This window comes from Halomarina pelagica, from assembly GCF_024228315.1.
Lineage (GTDB): Archaea > Halobacteriota > Halobacteria > Halobacteriales > Haloarculaceae > Halomarina > Halomarina pelagica.
In genome coordinates this window covers 2,438,093-2,456,879 of the sequence record NZ_CP100454.1, presented here as the reverse complement: position 1 = coordinate 2,456,879, position 18,787 = coordinate 2,438,093, and the positions used below count along the sequence as shown (strand labels likewise).

Below are 18,787 nucleotides of genomic sequence, written 5' to 3'. Positions count from 1 at the left end.
CTCAGGCGCGTCGCGGTCGGGCGGCGGAGAGTTCCGCGTCGAACTCGTGGACGACCGGCCCGGTGAGGTACGCCCGGCCGTCCTCGAAGGAGACGGTGAGGTCGCCCCCCGGCGGGCGGACCGTGAGGGGGCCGTCGCCGACGCGGCCCAGGCGGCGCGCGACGGCCGCGACGGCCACCGCGCCGGTGCCACAGGAGCGCGTCTCGCGCTCGACGCCGCGCTCGAAGGTGCGCTGACTGACGCCGCCGTCCGGGTGCTCCGACGCGACGGTGACGTTCGCGCCCTTCGGGAAGACGTCGTGGTGGCGGACGTCCGGCGCGACCGCCTCGAGGTCGACCGCGTCCACGTCGCCCACGAACGCGACGGCGTGGGGGACGCCCGTGTTGACCGCCGTGACCGTGAGCCCGGCGAGCGGTTCTCCCACCATCGGTTCGTCGCGCGCGACGGGGACGTACCCCGGGTCGAACGTCGGGCGGCCCATCTCGATGGTCACCTCGTCGTCGCCGACGACGGCGTGACGCGTCCCGGCCGGGGTGTCGATCATCACCTCGTCCCGGCCGGTGCGGTCCGCGGCCCAGGCGGCGGCGACGCGCGCGCCGTTGCCGCACATCGAGGCGACCGAGCCGTCGGGCTGGACGAGCGTCATGATGACCCGCGGCGGGTCGAAGGCGGGTTCGAGCGCGAGAAAGAGCACGCCGTCCGCGCCCGAGGGGCCGTCCGGGCCCTCGATGCCGGAGGTTCGGTCGCAGTGGTCAGTCGCGAATCGCCGTCGGTTCGGGACCGAGAGGTCCGCGTCGACGACGATGAAGTCGTTGCCGGTTCCGTGGTACTTCGCTACAGGGATCATTGTTCTGGTCGTACTTCGAGCCTGGTGAGGTCGGAGAGCGTCTCGCGGCGGACGAGGGGGTCGCCCGTCGCGGAGACGACGGCGGGGCGGGGACGCGAGTTGTACTGGCTCGCCATCTCGTAGGCGTACGCGCCGGCGTTCCCGACGGCGAGGAGGTCGCCGCGGGCGGGCGCGGGGAGGGGTCGGTCGCGGGCGAGCACGTCCGCCGTCTCGCAGATCGGCCCCGCGACGAGACAGCGGACCGACTCGCGCTCGGCGGCGTCGGGCGCGAGGCTGCGGACGTGGTGGTACGCGTCGTACAGCGCGGGGCGGAGCAGCGTCGTCATGCCGGCGTCACAGCCGACGACGGTCGTCTCGGGCGTCTCGGTGACCGCGGTGACGCGCATCAGGAGGACGCCCGCGTCCGCGACGACGTAGCGGCCGGGTTCGACGGCGAGGCGCGCGCCGGGGTCGCCGAACGCCTCGCGGGTCGCGTCCGCGACCGCGCCGAGGTCGAGCGGCGGTTCCGCGGGGCGGTAGGGGACGCCGAAGCCGCCCCCGACCGCCGCGAAGTCGAGGTCGCCCACCTCCTCCGCGAGCGCGCTCGTCCGACGGACGAGTTCGCGGTGCGCCTCGAGCCCCTCGCCGGAGATGCCGCTCCCGGCGTGGGCGTGGAGGCCGACGAGGTCGAACCCTCGACGCCTGGCGTCGACGCAGAGCGCGGCGGCGCGGTCGTAGGGGACGCCGAACTGCGGGGCGTCGCCCGTGACGACCTTCTCGTGGTGGCCCGCGCCGACGCCGGGGTTGAGGCGCACGCAGAGGCGGCCGTCGTAGCCGCGCTCCGCCACGCGGTCGAGGGTGTCCGCCGAGTCCACCGTGAGCACGAGGTCGTGCTCGCGGGACGCCTCGACCACGTAATCCAGGTCGCTGGCGGGCGGGTTGACGGCGGTGTAGCGCACCCGATGGCCGGGGACCCCCGCCTCGAGCGCGCGCCGCACCTCGCCCGCGGAGGCGCACTCCGCGCCGAGGCCGGCGTCGCGCACCGTCTCGAGGACCGCTCGGGTCGCGTTCGCCTTCACGGCGTAGCTCACGTCCGCGTCGGGGAAGGCGGCCAGGAGGCGCGCCGCGTTCTCGCGGACGCGGTCGGGGTCGAGGACGTAGAGCGGCGTCTCGAACTCGTCGGCGAGCGCCCGGAGTCGGGCGGCGTCCCAGTCCGCGAGCCGACGCACCGCCGCCCCCGTCCCCGTCATTCGCGCAGCGCCCCCTCCCGCTCGCTCGCCTCGAGCGTGCGGTCCTCGATGTGCGTCGCGACGACGGCGGGCTTGTACGCCCCGCCGTCGAACAGGTCGTGGTCGCCGACGCTCGACTCCACGAACCGCGTGAAGGCGCGGCGCTCCGGCGGGAGGTGGCCGTACACGACCTCCTCCTCGACGAGGTCGTAGACGGGGATGCGCGGCGTGAGGAGCGTGTTCTCGCCCACGACGCTCCCCTCGCCTACGACGAACCCGGAGGTGACCCGGCAGCCCGCTCCGAGCGAGACGCCGTCCTCGACGATCACGGGCGCGTCCTCGACGGGTTCGAGGACGCCGCCGAGCAGCGTGTTCGCGCCGAGCTTCACGTCGCGGCCGACCTGCGCGCAGGAGCCGACCGTGTCGCAGGAGTCGACCAGCGTGCCGTCGCCGACGTGCGCGCCGACGTTGACGAACGACGGCGACATGAGGATCGCGTCGCTTCCGACGTACGCGCCGCGGCGGATCACGGTCCCGTCCGGCGTGTTTCGCGTGCCGCGGACGGCGAGGTCGCGCGTCTCGCGCAGCGGGAGCACGTCGTGGTAGGTGACGTCGCCGTACTGTCGCGGGCGCGTCTCGCGCAGGGCGAAGTTGAGCAGGATGCCCCGCTTGACCCACGGGACGGCGCGCCACTCCGCGCGCGACTCGCGCTCCGCGGCGCGCACCTCGCCGGCCTCGAGCGCGTCGAGGAACGCGTCGAGCGTCGCCAGCTCGTCCACTCCCGCGTCGCCCGCGGTCAGGCCGTCCTCGTATCGATCCCACAGCTCGCCTACGTCGGTTTCAAGCGTCGTCATTCAGCACCTCCGAGAAGTCGTACCAGCCCGCCTCGCGCCCGGCGAGCCACGCGGCGGCGTCGAGCGCCCCCGCGGCGAACACCCGCCGGCTCTCGGCGCGGTGGGTGAGCGTCAGCACCTCGTCGTTGCCCGCGAGCAGCACCTCGTGCTCGCCGCGGACGTCGCCCGCGCGCCGGACGTGGACGCCCACCTCGCGGTCGCCGCGCAGGTGCGCGCCCTGTCGCCCGTGGACGCGCTCTGCGGACGCCCCGCGCGCCTCGTCGACGGCGTCGAGCAGGCGGTTCGCGGTACCGCTCGGCGCGTCGCGCTTGCCGCGGTGGTGGGTCTCCGTGAGTTCCACGTCGTAGCCCGGGAGGGCGGCGACGGCCTCGCGGACGAGGCCGATCAGGGCCGCGACGCCGCGGGCGAAGTTCGGGGCGTGCAATACGGGAGTCGACTGGCTCGCCTCCCAGAGCGCGTCCAACTGCTCGTCGTCGAACCCGGTCGTCCCGACGACCGCCGGAATGCCCGCGTCGGCGCAGGTGGCGACGGTCTCGACGCTCGCCGCCGGGACGGTGAAGTCGACGAGCGCGTCGGGGCGCTCCTCGGCGAGGGCGGACGCGAGGCTCGAGGGCTCGTACTTGGTCCCCTCAGAGCGGGAGACGGGAAGCACCTCCCACCCGCGTTCCCCCGCTACCTCGCGGACGATCCGTCCCATCCGCCCGGTCGCGCCCGTGACGACTACTCTCATGGTTCCGTCTGTCGCGCTTGTACTTCGTGAGGGGTATTCCTATCGAGAGCGGCGAGGATTGCGGAGAGTTCCTCGCGGTTGCCGTCGGTCAGCGGCGAGAGCGGCGGGCGCATGCGCTCGGGCATGTACCCCCGCATCGCCATCGCCGCCTTCACCGGGATCGGGTTCGTCTCGGCGAACAGCGCGCGGTTGAGCGGGCCGAGTTCGTGGTGGAGCGCGCGCGCCCGCTCGAAGTCGCCGTCCAGCGCCGCGCCGACCATCGCGCAGACGCGCTCGGGTTCGACGTTGGCGGTGACGCTGATGCACCCCGTCGCGCCGATGGCGAGCATCGGGAGGGTGAGCGCGTCGTCGCCCGAGAGGACGGTGAACGACTCCTCGCGCGTCCCCTCGATGACTCGCGTGACGCGGGTGAGGTCGCCGCTCGCCGCCTTGTATCCCACGACGTTCTCGTGGCGCGCGAGCGAGACGGCCGTCTCGACGGCGATGTTGCGCCCGGTGCGGCCGGGGACGTTGTAGACGATCTGCGGGAGGTCGACGGCGTCGGCGACGGCCCGGAAGTGGTACTCCATACCCGCCGGTTCGGGCTTGTTGTAGTACGGCGAGATGAGGAGCAGGCCGTCGGCCCCCGCGTCGGCGGCGCGCCCGGCGAGCGCGACGGCCTCGTGGGTGGCGTTGCTCCCCGCGCCGGCGACGACGGGCACCTCGCTCACGGCCCCGGCGACCGTCTCGATGACCTCGATGTGCTCGTCGTGGGTCATCGTGGCGCTCTCGCCGGTCGTCCCGACGGGGACGATGCCGTCCACGCCCGCCTCCTCCAGTCGGCGGGCGTTCGCGGCGAGCGTCTCGTGGTCGATGCGGTCGTCCTCGGTGAACGGCGTGGTGAGTGCGGGGAAGACTCCGGTGTACGGTTCGTGCGTCATGTGCTGTGGTCTGGTGTGGTGTGATGTGTCAGTGCGCTGGATGCGCGGCTATCGTTCGATACGCGTCGAAAACAGCCCGCGACGGGGTGCCAGCCCGCCGTGAACCCGTCGCTCTACGCGCGTTTGCGACGGGGGTCGGCCGCACTCCCGCTCTCGCGGGACGTGAGGTGCATGTTCGTCCGAGGGGACGCCACCTATTTATCGGTTGTGCCGCGCGCCAATTTCTGCCGACGGGAGACGCCGGCGTCAGACCGCGCGGCGCGAACGCGTCCGTCGAGACCCCGACGGGCGCGGCGAGTCGCCCTCGCGACGCTACCGGCGACGGACCGGTCGGTCGGACCCCCTCCCCCTACTGAGAGAGGGGAACGACGTTCTCGTCCTCGATGGTGTAGACGCCGCCGACGGTGCTGGGGGGGTAGTAGTCCACCTCCGCCTCCCCCTCGGCCGCGGCCTCCGTCTCCATGTCTTCGGGTCGCCGCACGCACCGGACCCATCCGTTGTGGAGGATGGTGACCGTCGCGTACGTCATCTCCTGCTGGTCCTCGTTGAACTGGTTGTACAACTCGACCAGCACGTCGCCCTTGGCCGGAAGCTGGAAGTCACCGGGCATACCCACCAGTCGGATAGTTCGGCCCATTAAGCCTGCGTTAGCGCGTCGAACGTGATCGGCGGGGGGCGGTCGCGGCGTCGGTCGATACGAGCGTCGCGTCGATACGAAAGTCTATCCCGGAGCGCGGACGAGTCCGGAACATGCCTCCGATTCACCCGGATCAACGCGTCGCCGTACTCGCCGACGCGCGCAACCTCTATCACTCGTCGCACAGCGTCTACTCGCGCAACGTCGACTACGCCAGCCTGCTCGAGGCGGCGGTGTACGACCGCAAGCTCGTCCGCGCCATCGCGTACGTCGTCCGGGCGCACGCGCCGGAGGAGGAGTCGTTCTTCGAGGCGCTCGAGGACATCGGCTTCGAGACGAAGATCAAAGAGCTGAAGACCTACAGCGACGGGACGAAGAAGGCCGACTGGGACGTGGGGCTGAGCCTCGACGCTGTGACGCTCGGCCGCCACGTCGACGCCGTCGTCCTCTGCACGGGCGACGGCGACTTCTCGCGGCTCTGCTCGCACCTCCGCCACGAGGGCACCCGCGTCGAGGTGATGGGCTTTCGCCAGTCCACGGCGACGGAACTCATCGAGGCCGCGGACTCGTTCGTCGACCTGAGCGAGCAGACGGACAGGTTCCTGCTGTAGGACGGCTCACCGGGAACGATTCCTCGCGGTGGTTCCGTCGAGTCGCGTCGCGTTAGACTGTACTGCGCCGCGAGCGACCGAAGGGAGCGAGCGGCCCGACGTTCACGAGCGTTTCACCCCCGTGAGCCAACCGGAACGCGGTGCGTTCCGGTGACGAACCCGCGAGCGAAGCGGGGGGGTGAGGAGGGGTTTGCTCCTTCCAGAACCACCCGCGGTTCTGGAAGCCTGCGAGACGCGAGGCGTCTCACAATGCAGCGTTTGCCAGGGAGGCGGTGGCGACACGCTCCGCGGTCGCCACCGCCCGACCGCAGCAAAAGGTGGCGGGCAGCAGATAGGGTTACATGTAGCCGAGGTCGCGCAGCCGGGCCATCAGGTCCTCCTTGTCCTGGGCGCGGCCGGCGCGCTCGGTGGTGCCCTCCAGGTCCTGCAGCCAGGCGGGTTCCTCGGCGCTCTTGTCGGTGCTGACCTCGCTGCCGAGCGAGCGGAACCCGGCGAAGTACTTGGGCGAGACGGGGATGTCCTCGTGGGTGAGGTCGTTCGGCAGGTCGTCGTAGTCCTGCGGGACGTGCCCGGCCGGGTAGTCCTCGACCGTCTCCGGGACGACGAAGTTCCAGAAGGCGTCCCAGACGTCGCGCTCCTCGAACTGGAGGATCGGCTGAATTCGGTCGTGGGGCGGGTAGATGTCCGGGTCGTGGCGGGGGCTGAAGAAGGTCTCGTCGGCGCGCGCCTCCTGCTCGTCCCAGCGGATGCCGGAGATGATGCCGTCGATGTCGTACTCCTCGAGCGCGTTGTTGAGCGCGACGGTCTTGAGGAGGTGGTTGCCGACGTAGGTGTCGAGCAGGAACGGGAAGGTGTCATCCTCGTACTCGAGGATGTTCCGCACGTGGTGCTGGTTCTGCTCGTTCAGGTCCTCGACGCGGATCTCGTCGCCGGGGTCGTCGGCGAGCGACCCGACGTCGTCGTTGCGGGCGTAGACCACTTCGAGATCCCACTCGTCGGCCCAGTGCTCGACGAAGTCGATGAGTTCGTCGAAGTGCTGGAAGTGGTCGATGAAGATGGTCGGCGGCAGTTCGAGGTCGTACTGCTCTGCGACCTCCTTGACGAAGTAGAGGGTGAGCGTCGAGTCCTTGCCGCCGGTCCACATGACCGCCGGATTCTCGTACTCCTGGAGGCCCGTCTTCGTGACCTCGATGGCCTTCTCGATCTTGTCCTCGAGCGCCGGATAATCCTCGGGGGATTCTCCCTCGCCATCCGTGTAGTCCACGTCGAGGTACTGCGGGAAGTCTGCCATGCGTGGTAATTAGATATTATTACCAGCCACTTACCGCTTGTGGCCTCGGAAGCGTTCGCTGGGAGCGCGGTCGCGGCCGCACTCGGCACTCGCGAAGGGGGCTCCGCAGGAGGGCTCGCGTCGTCGTCTAGCTGATGAACTTGTTGTCTCGCCAGTTGATCCCGTTGCCGTTCGGCGCGTCGCGCGGGTCCTCGACGACCTTCAGCGTCGCGGCGCGCTCCTCGCCGTTGACGATGCGCGTCGCCTGGAGTTCCCCGTCGCGCGCGGTGATGGCGGTGAGCGTTCCCTTCTCGCACTCGAGCGCGAGGTCACAGAGGACCTCGAACATCGGATACTGGAGCGCGGTGTTCTGCAGGACGGTCTCTCGATCGCCCTTGAAGCAGGCGTACTCGACGAGTTCCGACGGCCGTTCGACCTGCTCTTCTTCCTGCTGTCCGAACGCGGTCCACTGGGGGGCACCGGACGGCCCGCCGCCGAACGGCCCGCTCTCGTCTTCTTCCTCTTCGTCGAGGTAGATCCTGTTCTCCGTGACGCTCGCCTTCAACTGCGCTGTCGGCGTGTACTTGCTGATGTTGTCCTCGGCGGCGACTGCGCTCACGATGAGCGTGTTGTTCCGTCGTGTGATCTCGACGTCGTCTATTTCGACGGGGAGGTCAGCGTCCTCGAAGTACTCAAATACGTCTTCGAGTGGCAGTTCGAGCGTCGAGTGAAGAGTGTATACGTGGCTGGTCATGGTGTAGCGTACGCTAACCGGGGCGGCTGCGTCCCCGCGACCGGAACTGGTCACCCTATTATAGGGACTTGTTGCTTATATTTTCTACCCTTTTTGTCACTCTTCAGCAGGGGTGGTTATTCTCCGTCCAGGGTCGCCGCGAGCTGTCCGCGTTCGTCGAGTTCAGCCAGGACGTCACTTCCGCCGACGAACTCGCCGTTCACGTACGTCTGCGGGATGGTCTCCCACCCGCTGTGTTCCTTCAGCGCGGCGCGGTAGGCGTCGAGCGCCTCCAGCACGTCCACGGTCGCCACGTCGTCGCGGTGCTGGCCGATGAGCCCGAGCGCCCGCCGGGAGTAGCCACACTGGGGCATCAGCGGCGTCCCCTTCATGAACAGCACGACCTCGTTCTCCTCTATGGCGCTGTCGACGCGCTCGCGGACCTCCTCCTCGCTCAGGTCGGACTGCGGTTCGAACGTCATACCAGGGATAGTCGTCGCGTCGGACAAACGTGTTTCGTCGCCCGGAACCGCTCCGGTCGCCTCCCGCGTGCGGGCTCCCCGACGAGTCGTCGGAGCGTCTTCGGCGGAACCATCGGCTTCACCGTCGCTCGGCCGGGCGCGCGCGCCGCACATGCGACCGGGGCGTTATGTAACCGCCCACCCAACGACGCGACATGGCAGACACCCCCGAGTATCAGGTCGCGGTCGTCGGCGGCGGCCCGGCCGGACTCACCGCCGCGCTGTACGCCACCCGACTGGGCCACGACACGGTAGTGATAAACCGCGGCGGCGGCCGCGCCGCGATGATGCTCGACACGCACAACGTCATCGGCGTCCCCGAGTCCGTCTCGGGCAACGAGTTCCTGCGGACCGCCACCGAACAGATCGAGGGCTACGGCGCGGACGTCCGCCGCGACTTCGTCGCGGACGTCGAGCGCACCGACGACGGCCGGTTCCGCGTGATCGGCAACGACGCGGAGGTGCTCGCGGAGCGCGTCGTCCTCGCCACCGGTTTCTCGGACGTGCGACCCGATCCGCCGCTGCCCCGCACGGGCCGCGGGCTGCACTACTGCCTGCACTGCGACGCCTACATGTTCGTCGACGAGCCGGTGTTCGTGATGGGCCACGGCGACAGCGCCGCCGTCGTCGCCATGATCATGCTCAACTTCACGCCCGAGGTGGACCTGCTGACCCGCGGGCGCGAACCGGAGTGGGGCGAGGAGACCGACGAGCGCCTGCGCGCCCACCCGATCGACGTGATCGAGGAGGAGGTCGTCGGCATGGAGAAGGGCGAGGACGGCTGGCTCGAGGCGTTCGAGTTCGAGGACGGCACCCGACGGGAGTACCGGGGCGGCTTCCCGATGTACGGTTCGGAGTACAACAACGACCTCGCGGCGTCGCTCGGCTGCGAACTGAACGACGACGGCACCGTGGTCGTGGACGACCACGGTCGCACCAGCGCGGACGGCGTCTTCGCCGTCGGCGACCTCACGCCCGGCCACAACCAGATCCCCGTCGCCATGGGCGAGGGGGCGAAGGCGGGCATCGCGCTCCACTACGACCTGCGCGAGTTCCCCCGGTCGCTCGAGGAGATCGAGGAGCGCGGTCCCGTCGCCGCAGAGGAGGTGCCCGCCGTCTCGGATCGCCTGCGCGAGCGCGCCCGCGAACACGGCGAGGGGGCGGACGCGCCCGAGGAAGCGACCGCGGACGACGACTGAGCGGACGGGACTCGAGATCGGCGGCCGCCGATCCGCGACGATCGCCTCAGTCGTCCGCCGACGCCGTCTCAGGCCCGCCCTCCGCGTCCCCCTCGATGCTCGGGGGGTACTTCCCCCGGTCGAGTTTCAGGTCGGAGGCGGGCCGGGCCATGCACGTCAGCGCGTAGCGCTCGGCCTCCTCCTCGGTCAGCCCGCGGGCGACGGCGACGGGTTGTTCGACCTCCCCCTCCACGATCTCGGCCGAGCAGGCCAGGCACATCCCGACGCGGCAGGAGTACTCCTGGGCGATGCCCTCCTCGATGCAGCGGCTGAGGACGGTCTGCTTGTCCGAGACTGATATTGTCTCACCCGTTCCGACGAACTCGACGGTGTACTCGGTCATGGACGGCGATTGGACGATGCGGGACAAAACTCTTGTTGGTAGCTCCTGTCGTCGTCGACGTAACGGACGATTCGACAAAGGTTTTCACGCGCGCAGGCCACGAACAGGCATGACCACGCACGAATACGACGTCGTCGTCGTCGGGGCCGGGACCGGCGGGTGCTACGCCGCGGCCACGGTCGCCCGGGCGGGGTACGACGTCGTCGTCGTCGAGCGCAAGAGCGCCGAGGAGGCGGGACACATCGCCTGCGGCGACGCGCTCAAGGGGGCGGCGAACTTCCCCGACGCCATCCCGAAGTCCCAGATCGAACCCGCCTTCACCAACACGGACGTTGACCACGGGCGGTTCGAGATCCCCTCCGAGGACGCCGTCCTCGACATCCCCGTCCCCGGCGAACTCGCGGTCATCGACCGCTGGGAGTACGGCCGGCGCATCATCGAGGGGGCGGACCGGGCCGGCGTCGAGTTCCACTACGACACGGTCGTCCGCGACGTGCTCCAGGCCGACGGCGGCCGCGTGACGGGCGTCGCGGGCGTCCGGAGGGGCGAACCCGTCACCTACGAGGGGGAGGTGGTGATCGACGCCGCCGGATCGCTCTCCATCCTCCAGGACAAGGCCGACCTCTCCGGGTCGACGTTCGACACGAACGTCCGGTACTCGCAGTTCTCCTCAGCCTACCGCGAGATCGTCGAGGTCGAGGAGCCCGTCGAGTGGTACGACGCGCTCGTGTTCAAGCCCACGAAGCGCTCGGCGGGCTACCTGTGGTACTTCCCGCGGACGCCCACCGAGATCAACGTCGGCCTCGGCTTCCAGATGAACGAGCGGCCCATGAAGCTCGTGCAGGACCTCCGCGAGGACCTGCGAAACCGCCCCGAGTTCCGGAACGCCCGCGTGATCGACAAGCTGGGCGCGGCGCTCCCGACCCGCCGCACGTACGACTCGGCGGTCGCGCCGGGGTTCGTGGCCGTCGGGGACGCCGCCGCCCACGTCAACCCCACCACCGGCGGCGGGATCGCCGGCGCGGCCTACGCCGGCAAGTACGCCGGCGAGCAGGTCGTCGAGGCGATCGAGACGGCCGACGTGAGCGAGGGGGCGCTCTGGCGGTACAACGAGCGCGTCATGGACCACTACGGCGGCCGCTACGCCGCGCTCGACGTCTACAACGTCTTCTCCACCGCCTACGACCTCGACGATCTGATGAGCCTCCTGGCGGCGCTCCCCGGCGAGCAGCTCTCCGAGGCGCTCTACTCCGGCTCGACCGGCGTCAGTCCGGGGCTCGCCGCCCGCACCCTCTGGAAGTCCCGCGGTCACTGGGAGACGCTCGTCGCCCTCTACCGGACGAAGCGCCTCGCGGACCGCCTCCTGCGCCACTACGAGGCCTACCCCGACTCGCCGGCCGACTTCCCCCGCTGGCGGATCAAGCGCGACCGCATCATGGACGACATCTACGAGACGGTCGGCGCGGAGCCGAAGTACTAGGACCACCACCTTTTGCTGCGGGAGCGGCCGGAGGCCGCTCCCTGGCAAAAGCTGGAGCAAAACCCTCCTCACCCCCTCGCTTCGCTCGGGGGTTCCGTCGGTCCGTTCGCTCGGCCTTCGGCCTCGCTCACGGGTGCCGCGCTGGTGCCGGCGGTGGCGATCGGGCCCGTCGTTCGGGCCGTACGTTTATATCGGAGAGCGGGGCCAGTGCCTCCCGTGACGTGAGAGTCGCCGTGGGGCGTCTGCGATTGCGCGACGCCACGCCCCGCGAACCGGATCCCGCCGTGGCGTCGCCTGCACGCCCACGTTTTGCTGCGGTCGCTCGCTGCGCTCGCTCCCTGGCAAAACCTGGACTAAAACCGCACCTCACCCCCTCAGTCGCTTCGCTCCTTCGGGGGTTCGGCGCGTCCGCTCGCTCGCCAGCGTCGCTGGCTCGCTCGCGGTCCGACGCACGGCGTCACGGGGGCGGTCGCGGGTCGCATCCACGTCGTCGTGCTGGGGCCGTCGGTCGGTCGGGTTCGTTCCTCGGTCCTCCGAAAGTCGGAACGCGCATGTAGGGGTCCGGGCGTATCCCCGACAGTGCCGCTCTCCGAGGAAGCGAAAGAACGGCTGCGCGACGTCGTCGAGTTGCAGCCGACGAAGAACGCCGAACTGCTGGACCGCTGGGACCTCGACAGCGGTAGCGAGGTCCACCGGTACCTCGAATCCGAACTGAAGGACTACTACTTCCGCGACGAGAACAGCCTCATCCGGGCGACCGCCGAGGGGGCCGAACTCGTCGGCGTCGACCCCGGCGACGAGGCCATCCGCGTCCCCGAGCTACAGGTCCGGATCGCCGAGGTCGTCGCCGGGCCCGACGAGGACCCCGAGAGCGTCGTCTCCGTCCTCCACAAACTCCGGGAAGCCGGCGAGGACGCCGACGTGGACGAGGTACGCTCGGGCCTCCGGAGCCTCCAGGACAAGGGCGTCGTCGAGGTCGTACAGCAGACCGTTCCGACGTTCCGACTCGCCGTCCCTCGTGACGAACTCGCGGTCGAGGCGCTCGATTAAGCAGGTCAGTCGGGTCGCCGCGCGCGCTCGCGCTGGCGGTCGAGCAACCGCCGTATCCCCTTCCCCGGACCGCCCTCGATGGGCCAGCCACGGGTGCGCCAGGCGGGCGGCTCCGGCGAGAACCGTTCGCACCGGCCGGAACACTCCCGGGCGGTCTGGGTCCGCCCCTTCGCCGCACACCAGGGGAGCAGCGCGTCCCCCTCGCGTCGCAACTCGAAGTGCCGACAGTCCGGCCGCATCGTCCCGACGTAGGCGCGCCACCCGCGCTCGTAGGCGCGTTCGGCGAGTTCGCGGCGCTTCGCCCGCTTCCAGTCGGGGTCGGCGTACTCGAACCGCGCGGCTGAGGCGTCGTCGCCCCCGCTCGGTCGCTCTGCGATCCGCGTCCCCGGCTCGTCGACCGCGAGGGACGCGGGGTGCCAGGCCACCGACGCGCCGCCGCCGTCGAACGTGAGGATGCCCGCCTCGACGGGGAGCCGCTCGAGCAGCGCCGGTTCGACGCCGTCGTCAGTCGCGCGGGTCGCGACCCACACCTCGTCGGCCAGCGCGAGCGCCACGTCCCGCTCCAGTTGATCGCCGAGGCGGCGCGCCGCGCTCGCGTCGAGGTCCGGCTTGTTCTCGATCGCGACGATCCGCCGACACCAGTCGGGGTAGTGCCACTTCCGTCTGAGTTCGATGCGCCCCCCTCGCCGTCTGGTGTCGACGATCCCCCGATCGGCGGCCTCGTGGATCGTCTCGCGGACGTAGCGCCAGGGGTAGCCCGGATCGGGGAGGGCCTCGCGGTAGTACGCCCACCCGCGCGGCGCGTGGCGGACGACGTGCAGGAGGTCGCCCGTCAGCCGGTCGGGCCCGAAGACCGCGCGGGCCGCGAGCGCCTCGCGGTCGCACTCCAGCACGAGCGTGTCCCAGCGGCGGCTCCGCGTGCCGAGCTGTCGGGCGACGAGGACGGCCGTCTCGTCGTCGAGCGATCCCTCTGGCGGCCACTCGCGCTCGGCCCACTGGCAGACGCGGAGTTCGAACGTGAACTCCGGCTCCCGCATGCCGTCAGCCCTTCAGGCCGCCGTTGTCGAGGAAGCGGTGGGCCTCACGCAGGATGTCGCGCGGGCCGTCCTGCGTGATGGTGTTGATCGCCTGCTCGTAGTCGCGCCACTGCAGGTCGCGGTGCTCCGAGGAGAGTTCGGCGCTCGCCTCGAAGGACTTCGCGATGAACAGGTGCACCGTCTTGTGGATGGTGTTCCCGTTCGCCTCGAAGATGTAGTCGTAGTCCTCTCTGAAGCCGTCGATGAGTCGGATGTCGTCGATGCCGGCCTCCTCTGCGATCTCGCGGATGGCCGTCTGCTGCAACTCTTCTTCCCCCTCAACGCCGCCCTTGGGGAACTCCCAGTCCCCCGTGCGGCTCTTGAGCAGGAGGTACTCACGACGGCCACGCGTATCGCGGAACAGGATTGCTCCGGCGCTCGTGGCCTCTATCATGCATCTCCCTACTGTATCATAGGATAAGAGAATATCGCCATGCGTCGCCCCGTAACCGTATCCGTGGGCGGATGGGTGCGCTTTTGCCGCTCGCGTCCCTGAACCGCCACATGACCTTCGTTACGACCCTCACCCTCACCAGCGGGGACCGCCACACGCTCGAGGACGTGGTCGAGGACATCAAGGCCACCGCGGAGCGAAAGGGCGCGGAGCTGAAGGGGCCACATCCGGCACCGCCGACGGACTACCGCGTCCCGCAGTCGAAGCGACTCGACGACGGCGAGACGTTCGAGCCGTGGGACTACACCGTCTACAAGCGGACGATGCGGATCGTCGGCCACGACGAGGTCGCCAGGCGGACCGCCCACCGGGAGTTCCCCGATCAGGTCCACGTCGAAGTCGAGATCGAACAGGTCACCGGCGTCGGCCGCTGACGCCGAGCGTCGAGTCGCCCTCGAGAGCGAAGCGGGGACGGGACCGACGCGCGGTTAGAACGCGCTCTCGCCGACGCGCTCCAGGTACTCCGCCTCCCCAGAGTGGCTGCTGGCGTCGAAGGAGGTCACCCGGATCCGCACGCGCGAATCGAGGAGTCCCTCGGGGGCGTCCGTGACGCGTAACTCCGTGTCGCCGACGCGGGCGACCGCCGTCCCGGCCCGGTAGCCGGTGACGAACACCGTCAGTTCCTGGCCCTCCCGGAAGGTGGGCGTCGTGGTGCGAAAGAGGCCGCGGAGGTACGAACCGAGGCTCATACCCGCGCCACCTCCCCGCTCTCGCGGTCGGTGATGTACTCGCGGCCGTAGCCGGTCAGCGCGGCGAAGACGAAGACGCCGACGAGCAGCCAGCCGTGGAAGACGAACGGCCACACCTGGACGGGGTTGACGACCATCTCCTGGGTGAACCACGCGTACTGCTCCGGCAACTGGCTGATGGTGACGTACCCGACGAGCACGCCGCCCGCCCACGGGAAGATGTACCCGAGCGCCGAGGTGTTCGCGTCGAGGATGTTCGCCCGGCGGTACCCGTTGATGTTGAACCGCTCGCCGAGGCGCGCGACGTACGGCGCGATGGCGATCTCGGCGGCGGTGTTGATCGTGATCATCGCGTTGACCATCGCCGTCCCCATGACCATCGTGAGTTCGGTCCGGCGGACGGACGTCGCGACGCTGTTCAGGAGCCAGTCCTGAATCGCCTGGAAGCCGCCCCCGCGGATCATGATCTGCGCCCCGGCGACGATGAGCAGCGTGAGGACGATCAACGGGAAGAAGCCCAGCGCGCCCGCGTAGAGGCTCCCGCCGACGGTGTTGACGATCTCGGGGTCGCTGGTGAGTCGGACGAACGGGAGCCACGCCAGTTCCGACGCGAAGGCTCCGTTCTCCGACGCGTTGAACACGAGGATGTCGGACACCGAGGAGAGGCCGAACAGCAGGTTGAGCGCCACCGCGACGATGATGCCCCACGAGATGGCCTCCACGATGTGCCGTCCCGCGATGGCCGTCGCGAGGACGACGCCGATCGAGAGCAGGTGGACGAGACCGAGGGGGTTGCTGCGCTGGTCGAGGAGGTTCTCCCCGCCGCCGACCTCGACGCCCGTCATGACGCTCCCGGCGATCAGGTACGCGACGAACGCGAGCACGGCCGCCGCGATGGCGTACTTGAACCGCGAGGCGACGACGCCCCCGATGTCGGAGTCCTGCGTCACGGCGCTGACGATGGTGGTGTCGCTCACGGGCGCGAGGTTGTCCCCGAAGACCGCCCCCGAGAGGATCGCGCCGAACAGGAGTACGGGGTTCGCACCGATGAGGACGCCCGCGGGGAAGAACAGCCCCGCGAAGGCGACCGTCGTCCCGTACCCGGTGCCGATGCCGGTGGCGAGCAGCGCCGCCAGCACGAACGTGACGGCCGGGAACAGCGCCGCGCCGATGCTGGCCGCGTCGGCGGCCCAGACGAGACCGTCGACGAACCCGCCGTCCTGGAGGACCTGCGCGAACATGCCCGCCCAGAGCCACGCCACGATCGCGGTGGCGGCGACGCGACGGGTCATGCCCTCGAAGATCGTGTTCGCGTAGTGTCGCCAGGCCCCGCGCACGAAGAGCATCCCGACGATGAGGCCGACGAGCATCCCGATGACGAGGCCGGTCGTGTCGCCGATACCCAGCAGCCCGCTCTGGAACACCGCCCAGACGATGAAGAACGCGATCGGAAGCGCGCTCATCATCGGACCGCCGTAGAACTCGATGCGGAGGCCCTCGCGCGCGTCCTCCTCGGCGCGGAGTTCCTCGCCGATGTCGACTGTTTCAGGGTCTGATGCCATGCTATCTCACGCTCGGATATCGTGCCCCCCGGGTAGATAAAGCCCGCTAGACCGATCCCGAATCCGGCGGGGAAGGGCACGCACTTAACCCCTCCCGCCCCACGTGCGGTCATGTCTGTCACGCGCGACCGACTCGTCGCCCTGCGACGCGACCTGCACCGCTACCCGGAACCCGCCTGGCGCGAGTTCCGAACGACCGCGCGGATCGTCGAGGAACTCGAATCGATCGGGGTGGACGAACTGCTCGTCGGTCGCGAACTCCTCGTCGAGGGCGAACGCATGGGCGTCCCCGACGACGACGAGATCGCCCGCTGGTATCGGCTCGCCCGCGAACGCGGCGTCCGCGAGGACGTCCTCGAGAAGACTGAGGGCGGGTTCACGGGCGCGCTCGCCGTCCTGCGGCGCGGCGACGGGCCGACGGTCGGCCTGCGGGTGGACATCGACGCGCTCCCGCGGACGGAGTCCACGAGCGAGGACCACCTCCCGACCGCGGAGGGCTTCCGCGCCGAGTCCGACGCGATGCACGCCTGCGGCCACGACGCGCACGCCGCCTTCGGGGTGGGCGTCGTCGAAGCCATCGCGGAGAGCGACTTCGACGGGACGCTGAAGGTCGTCTTCCAGCCCGCCGAGGAGGTCGTCGGCGGCGCGAAGGCGATCGCCGAGTCCGGACTCCTCGACGACTGCGACTACCTCCTCGCGGCGCACGTCGGTCTCGACCACCCGACGGGCGAGGTCGTCGCCGGCATCGACGGCTTCCTCGCCGTCCAGCACTTCGAGGCGACGTTCACGGGCGAGTCCGCCCACGCGGGCGCGAACCCCGGAGACGGACGCAACGCCGTCCAGGCGCTCGCGACGGCCGTGCAGAACCTCTACGCCATCCCGCGCCACCAGGACGGCGCGACGCGCGTCAACGCCGGCATCGTCGAGGGCGGGAGCGCGACGAACATCGTCCCCGAGCACGCCCGCATCGAGGGCGAGGTGCGCGGCGCGACGACCGAACTGAAGGACTACATGGTCGAGCGCGCGCGCGCCGTCCTCGAATCCGCGGCGGCGATGCACGACTGCGAGGTGCGGGTCGAGAGCGACCGCGAGGCCCCGAGCGCCCGGAGCGACGACGCCGTCGTGGACGTGGTGGAGACCGTCGCCGCGGACGTGCCGGGCGTCGACTCCGTCGTCCGGAGCGACGACCTCGGCGGCAGCGAGGACGCGACGTTCCTGATGCAGCGCGTGCAGGACCGCGGCGGGAAGGCCGCCTACCTCTGCGTCGGCACCGACCACCCCGGCGGCCACCACACGGCGACGTTCGACGTGGACGAGGACTCGCTGCCGATCGGCGTCGAGTTGCTCACGAGCGCGATCCTGCGGCTCGCAGACCAGCGACCGTAGGCGTCGCCCGTCGCGTCCGAGTACGGGCGACGCTCGTCGGACGGGTCGATCGAGCGACCTGGCGTCCGCTCCGCTCCGGCGGATCGCGTGTCAGAACGAACGTAGGGGAGAGGACCCCGAGAGAACGGCGGTAGTTAGAGCAGTCCGGACTTCTGGAGCTTCATCAGGTCCTCGGTGTCGAGGGTCTCGCCTTCCTTGAACTTCTGGTAGATCTCCTCGGCCTCCTTCTTGGCCTCGGCGCGCTTCTGGGCGCGTTCGTCCTTGCGCTCGCGCTCCTCGGCCTTGTCGAGTTCGCGCAGGCGCTTCTGGACGCGGACGAAGTCCTCGTGGTGGCGGTCTGCGGCCTCCTGAGCCTCGACGAAGCGCTCGTGGGCGGCGTCCGCCTCGTCGCGGATGTCGTCGGCCTCGCGGTAGGCCTCGATCATCTTGTTGTGGTGCTCCTGGGCCTTGTCGGCGAGTTCCGTCACCTTCTGGTGGTGCTTCGACGCCTCGGCGCGGACCTCCTGGGCCTCCTCCTTGAGGCCGTCGATGCCGTCGGTCTGATCGAGCTTCTGCTTTCGCTCCTGGTACTGGTCGCGCTTGCGCTCGATCTTCTCGATGAGTTCGCGCTCGTCCTCCGTGCTCAGGACCTCGGTCTGCTGGCGGAACTCGAGCTGTTCGATCTCCTCCTTGAGCTGTTCGAGGCTCTTTCCGTCGTCGAGATCGAGGTCCGACTTCGCCTCGTCGACCTTCGAGAAGAGTTCGTTCGCCTTCGCGTTCAGCTCGTTGCGCTTCTGCTTGTGTTCCTGAACCTGCTCGTTCAGTTCGTCGCGCTTCTCGCGGTGTTCCTGGGCCTCGTCCACCTTCTCCCGCGTCTTCGCGTTCAGTTCGTCGCGCTTGGACGCGCGATCCGAGGCCATCTGGTTGAGCTCGTTCCGTCGATCTCGGAGCTGGCCCGCGCGTTTGATCAGCTGGCCCTTGGATTTGGTTTCGAGGTCCTCTTCGGTGAGTTCTACGTTCTTGGATTCGTCGATAGTCTCTGCCATGGTTAGCTCGCTACTGTCCATTACCGGCTCCGACGGCGGAGTATCTCTCGGAGATAGCAACCGGTCGATAATCAGGGTCTCCTATCATTCTGGTCGCCGTTCGATACACCCGCAACGCCAGAGGCGTTCTGGTACCTGGTCTTACCAGTAGAC

At 69.7% G+C, this 18,787-nt stretch carries 21 protein-coding genes; 6 read left to right on the top strand and 15 right to left on the bottom strand.

The features are described from left to right. Window position 1: 1 nt before the first annotated feature. The 6 genes from dapF to NKI68_RS12720 all read right to left on the bottom strand — a co-directional run bounded on the left by dapF (window position 2) and on the right by NKI68_RS12720 (window position 5,169). Window positions 2–847, bottom strand: coding sequence for a diaminopimelate epimerase (dapF, locus tag NKI68_RS12745; RefSeq protein WP_254543479.1), 846 nt, complete (start codon window positions 845–847; stop codon window positions 2–4). Beyond that, window positions 844–2,076, bottom strand: coding sequence for a diaminopimelate decarboxylase (gene lysA, locus NKI68_RS12740; protein WP_254543478.1), 1,233 nt, complete (start codon window positions 2,074–2,076; stop codon window positions 844–846). Before lysA ends, dapF begins: the two co-directional genes overlap by 4 nt. Beyond that, on the bottom strand, window positions 2,073–2,909 hold the full coding sequence (locus tag NKI68_RS12735; protein ID WP_254543477.1) for a 2,3,4,5-tetrahydropyridine-2,6-dicarboxylate N-succinyltransferase: 837 nt from the start codon (window positions 2,907–2,909) through the stop codon (window positions 2,073–2,075). Before NKI68_RS12735 ends, lysA begins: the two co-directional genes overlap by 4 nt. Then, a complete protein-coding gene (dapB, locus tag NKI68_RS12730; RefSeq protein ID WP_254543476.1) occupies window positions 2,896–3,639 on the bottom strand; it encodes a 4-hydroxy-tetrahydrodipicolinate reductase in 744 nt (247 codons plus the stop codon). Before dapB ends, NKI68_RS12735 begins: the two co-directional genes overlap by 14 nt. Further along, on the bottom strand, window positions 3,636–4,559 hold the full coding sequence (gene dapA, locus NKI68_RS12725) for a 4-hydroxy-tetrahydrodipicolinate synthase (RefSeq protein ID WP_254543475.1): 924 nt from the start codon (window positions 4,557–4,559) through the stop codon (window positions 3,636–3,638). Before dapA ends, dapB begins: the two co-directional genes overlap by 4 nt. Window positions 4,560–4,908: 349 nt before the next feature. Next, the gene (locus NKI68_RS12720) at window positions 4,909–5,169 is read right to left on the bottom strand and encodes a hypothetical protein (protein ID WP_254543474.1); all 261 of its coding nucleotides are present in this window, start codon (window positions 5,167–5,169) and stop codon (window positions 4,909–4,911) included. Window positions 5,170–5,309: 140 nt separating this feature from the next. Here NKI68_RS12720 and NKI68_RS12715 point away from each other — a divergent pair, with 140 nt between their 5' ends. Beyond that, window positions 5,310–5,807, top strand: a complete 498-nt coding sequence (locus NKI68_RS12715) for a LabA-like NYN domain-containing protein (protein ID WP_254543473.1) — start codon at window positions 5,310–5,312, stop codon at window positions 5,805–5,807. A 337-nt stretch (window positions 5,808–6,144) separates the two neighbouring features. Here NKI68_RS12715 and NKI68_RS12710 read toward each other — a convergent pair whose 3' ends face one another. The 3 genes from NKI68_RS12710 to NKI68_RS12700 all read right to left on the bottom strand — a co-directional run bounded on the left by NKI68_RS12710 (window position 6,145) and on the right by NKI68_RS12700 (window position 8,292). Then, window positions 6,145–7,098, bottom strand: coding sequence for a phosphoadenosine phosphosulfate reductase family protein (locus tag NKI68_RS12710; protein ID WP_254543472.1), 954 nt, complete (start codon window positions 7,096–7,098; stop codon window positions 6,145–6,147). 127 nt (window positions 7,099–7,225) lie between these two features. Continuing rightward, entirely contained in the window at window positions 7,226–7,831 is a 606-nt protein-coding gene (locus tag NKI68_RS12705) for a DUF7110 family protein (RefSeq protein ID WP_254543471.1), read from the bottom strand. Window positions 7,832–7,947: 116 nt separating this feature from the next. Next, the gene (locus NKI68_RS12700; protein ID WP_254543470.1) at window positions 7,948–8,292 is read right to left on the bottom strand and encodes a glutaredoxin family protein; all 345 of its coding nucleotides are present in this window, start codon (window positions 8,290–8,292) and stop codon (window positions 7,948–7,950) included. Window positions 8,293–8,486: 194 nt separating this feature from the next. Between NKI68_RS12700 and NKI68_RS12695 the strand changes: the two genes are divergently transcribed. Then, a complete protein-coding gene (locus NKI68_RS12695) occupies window positions 8,487–9,530 on the top strand; it encodes an NAD(P)/FAD-dependent oxidoreductase (RefSeq protein ID WP_254543469.1) in 1,044 nt (347 codons plus the stop codon). 46 nt (window positions 9,531–9,576) lie between these two features. On the opposite strand, the gene NKI68_RS12690 is transcribed toward NKI68_RS12695, so the two are convergent. Continuing rightward, window positions 9,577–9,912 carry a 2Fe-2S iron-sulfur cluster-binding protein gene (locus tag NKI68_RS12690; RefSeq protein WP_254543468.1) on the bottom strand — a complete coding sequence of 112 codons (336 nt, stop codon included), beginning with the start codon at window positions 9,910–9,912 and terminating at the stop codon, window positions 9,577–9,579. Between the two features lie 109 nt (window positions 9,913–10,021). Here NKI68_RS12690 and NKI68_RS12685 point away from each other — a divergent pair, with 109 nt between their 5' ends. After that, the gene (locus NKI68_RS12685) at window positions 10,022–11,392 is read left to right on the top strand and encodes a geranylgeranyl reductase family protein (RefSeq protein ID WP_254543467.1); all 1,371 of its coding nucleotides are present in this window, start codon (window positions 10,022–10,024) and stop codon (window positions 11,390–11,392) included. Window positions 11,393–11,971: 579 nt separating this feature from the next. Next, window positions 11,972–12,442 (top strand): DUF5797 family protein, encoded by a 471-nt coding sequence (locus NKI68_RS12680; RefSeq protein WP_254543466.1) that lies wholly within the window; start codon window positions 11,972–11,974, stop codon window positions 12,440–12,442. Between the two features lie 5 nt (window positions 12,443–12,447). Here the strand turns inward: NKI68_RS12680 and NKI68_RS12675 are convergent, their stop codons facing one another. Continuing rightward, complete coding sequence (locus NKI68_RS12675) at window positions 12,448–13,479, bottom strand: DUF5787 family protein (protein WP_254543465.1); 1,032 nt, start codon at window positions 13,477–13,479, stop codon at window positions 12,448–12,450. Between the two features lie 4 nt (window positions 13,480–13,483). After that, window positions 13,484–13,912, bottom strand: coding sequence for a bis(5'-nucleosyl)-tetraphosphatase (locus tag NKI68_RS12670; RefSeq protein WP_254543464.1), 429 nt, complete (start codon window positions 13,910–13,912; stop codon window positions 13,484–13,486). Window positions 13,913–14,022: 110 nt separating this feature from the next. On the opposite strand from NKI68_RS12670, the gene NKI68_RS12665 reads away from it, so the two are divergent. Then, the gene (locus NKI68_RS12665; RefSeq protein ID WP_254543463.1) at window positions 14,023–14,346 is read left to right on the top strand and encodes an uS10/mL48 family ribosomal protein; all 324 of its coding nucleotides are present in this window, start codon (window positions 14,023–14,025) and stop codon (window positions 14,344–14,346) included. Between the two features lie 54 nt (window positions 14,347–14,400). Here NKI68_RS12665 and NKI68_RS12660 read toward each other — a convergent pair whose 3' ends face one another. Further along, on the bottom strand, window positions 14,401–14,661 hold the full coding sequence (locus NKI68_RS12660; protein ID WP_254543462.1) for a DUF7513 family protein: 261 nt from the start codon (window positions 14,659–14,661) through the stop codon (window positions 14,401–14,403). Beyond that, window positions 14,658–16,127 (bottom strand): Na+/H+ antiporter NhaC family protein, encoded by a 1,470-nt coding sequence (locus NKI68_RS12655; protein ID WP_368410948.1) that lies wholly within the window; start codon window positions 16,125–16,127, stop codon window positions 14,658–14,660. Before NKI68_RS12655 ends, NKI68_RS12660 begins: the two co-directional genes overlap by 4 nt. Before the next feature lie 207 nt (window positions 16,128–16,334). Here NKI68_RS12655 and NKI68_RS12650 point away from each other — a divergent pair, with 207 nt between their 5' ends. After that, window positions 16,335–17,609, top strand: coding sequence for an amidohydrolase (locus tag NKI68_RS12650; protein ID WP_254543460.1), 1,275 nt, complete (start codon window positions 16,335–16,337; stop codon window positions 17,607–17,609). A gap of 134 nt (window positions 17,610–17,743) precedes the next feature. Here the strand turns inward: NKI68_RS12650 and NKI68_RS12645 are convergent, their stop codons facing one another. Next, a complete protein-coding gene (locus NKI68_RS12645) occupies window positions 17,744–18,634 on the bottom strand; it encodes a coiled-coil protein (RefSeq protein WP_254543459.1) in 891 nt (296 codons plus the stop codon). Window positions 18,635–18,787: the final 153 nt, after the last annotated feature.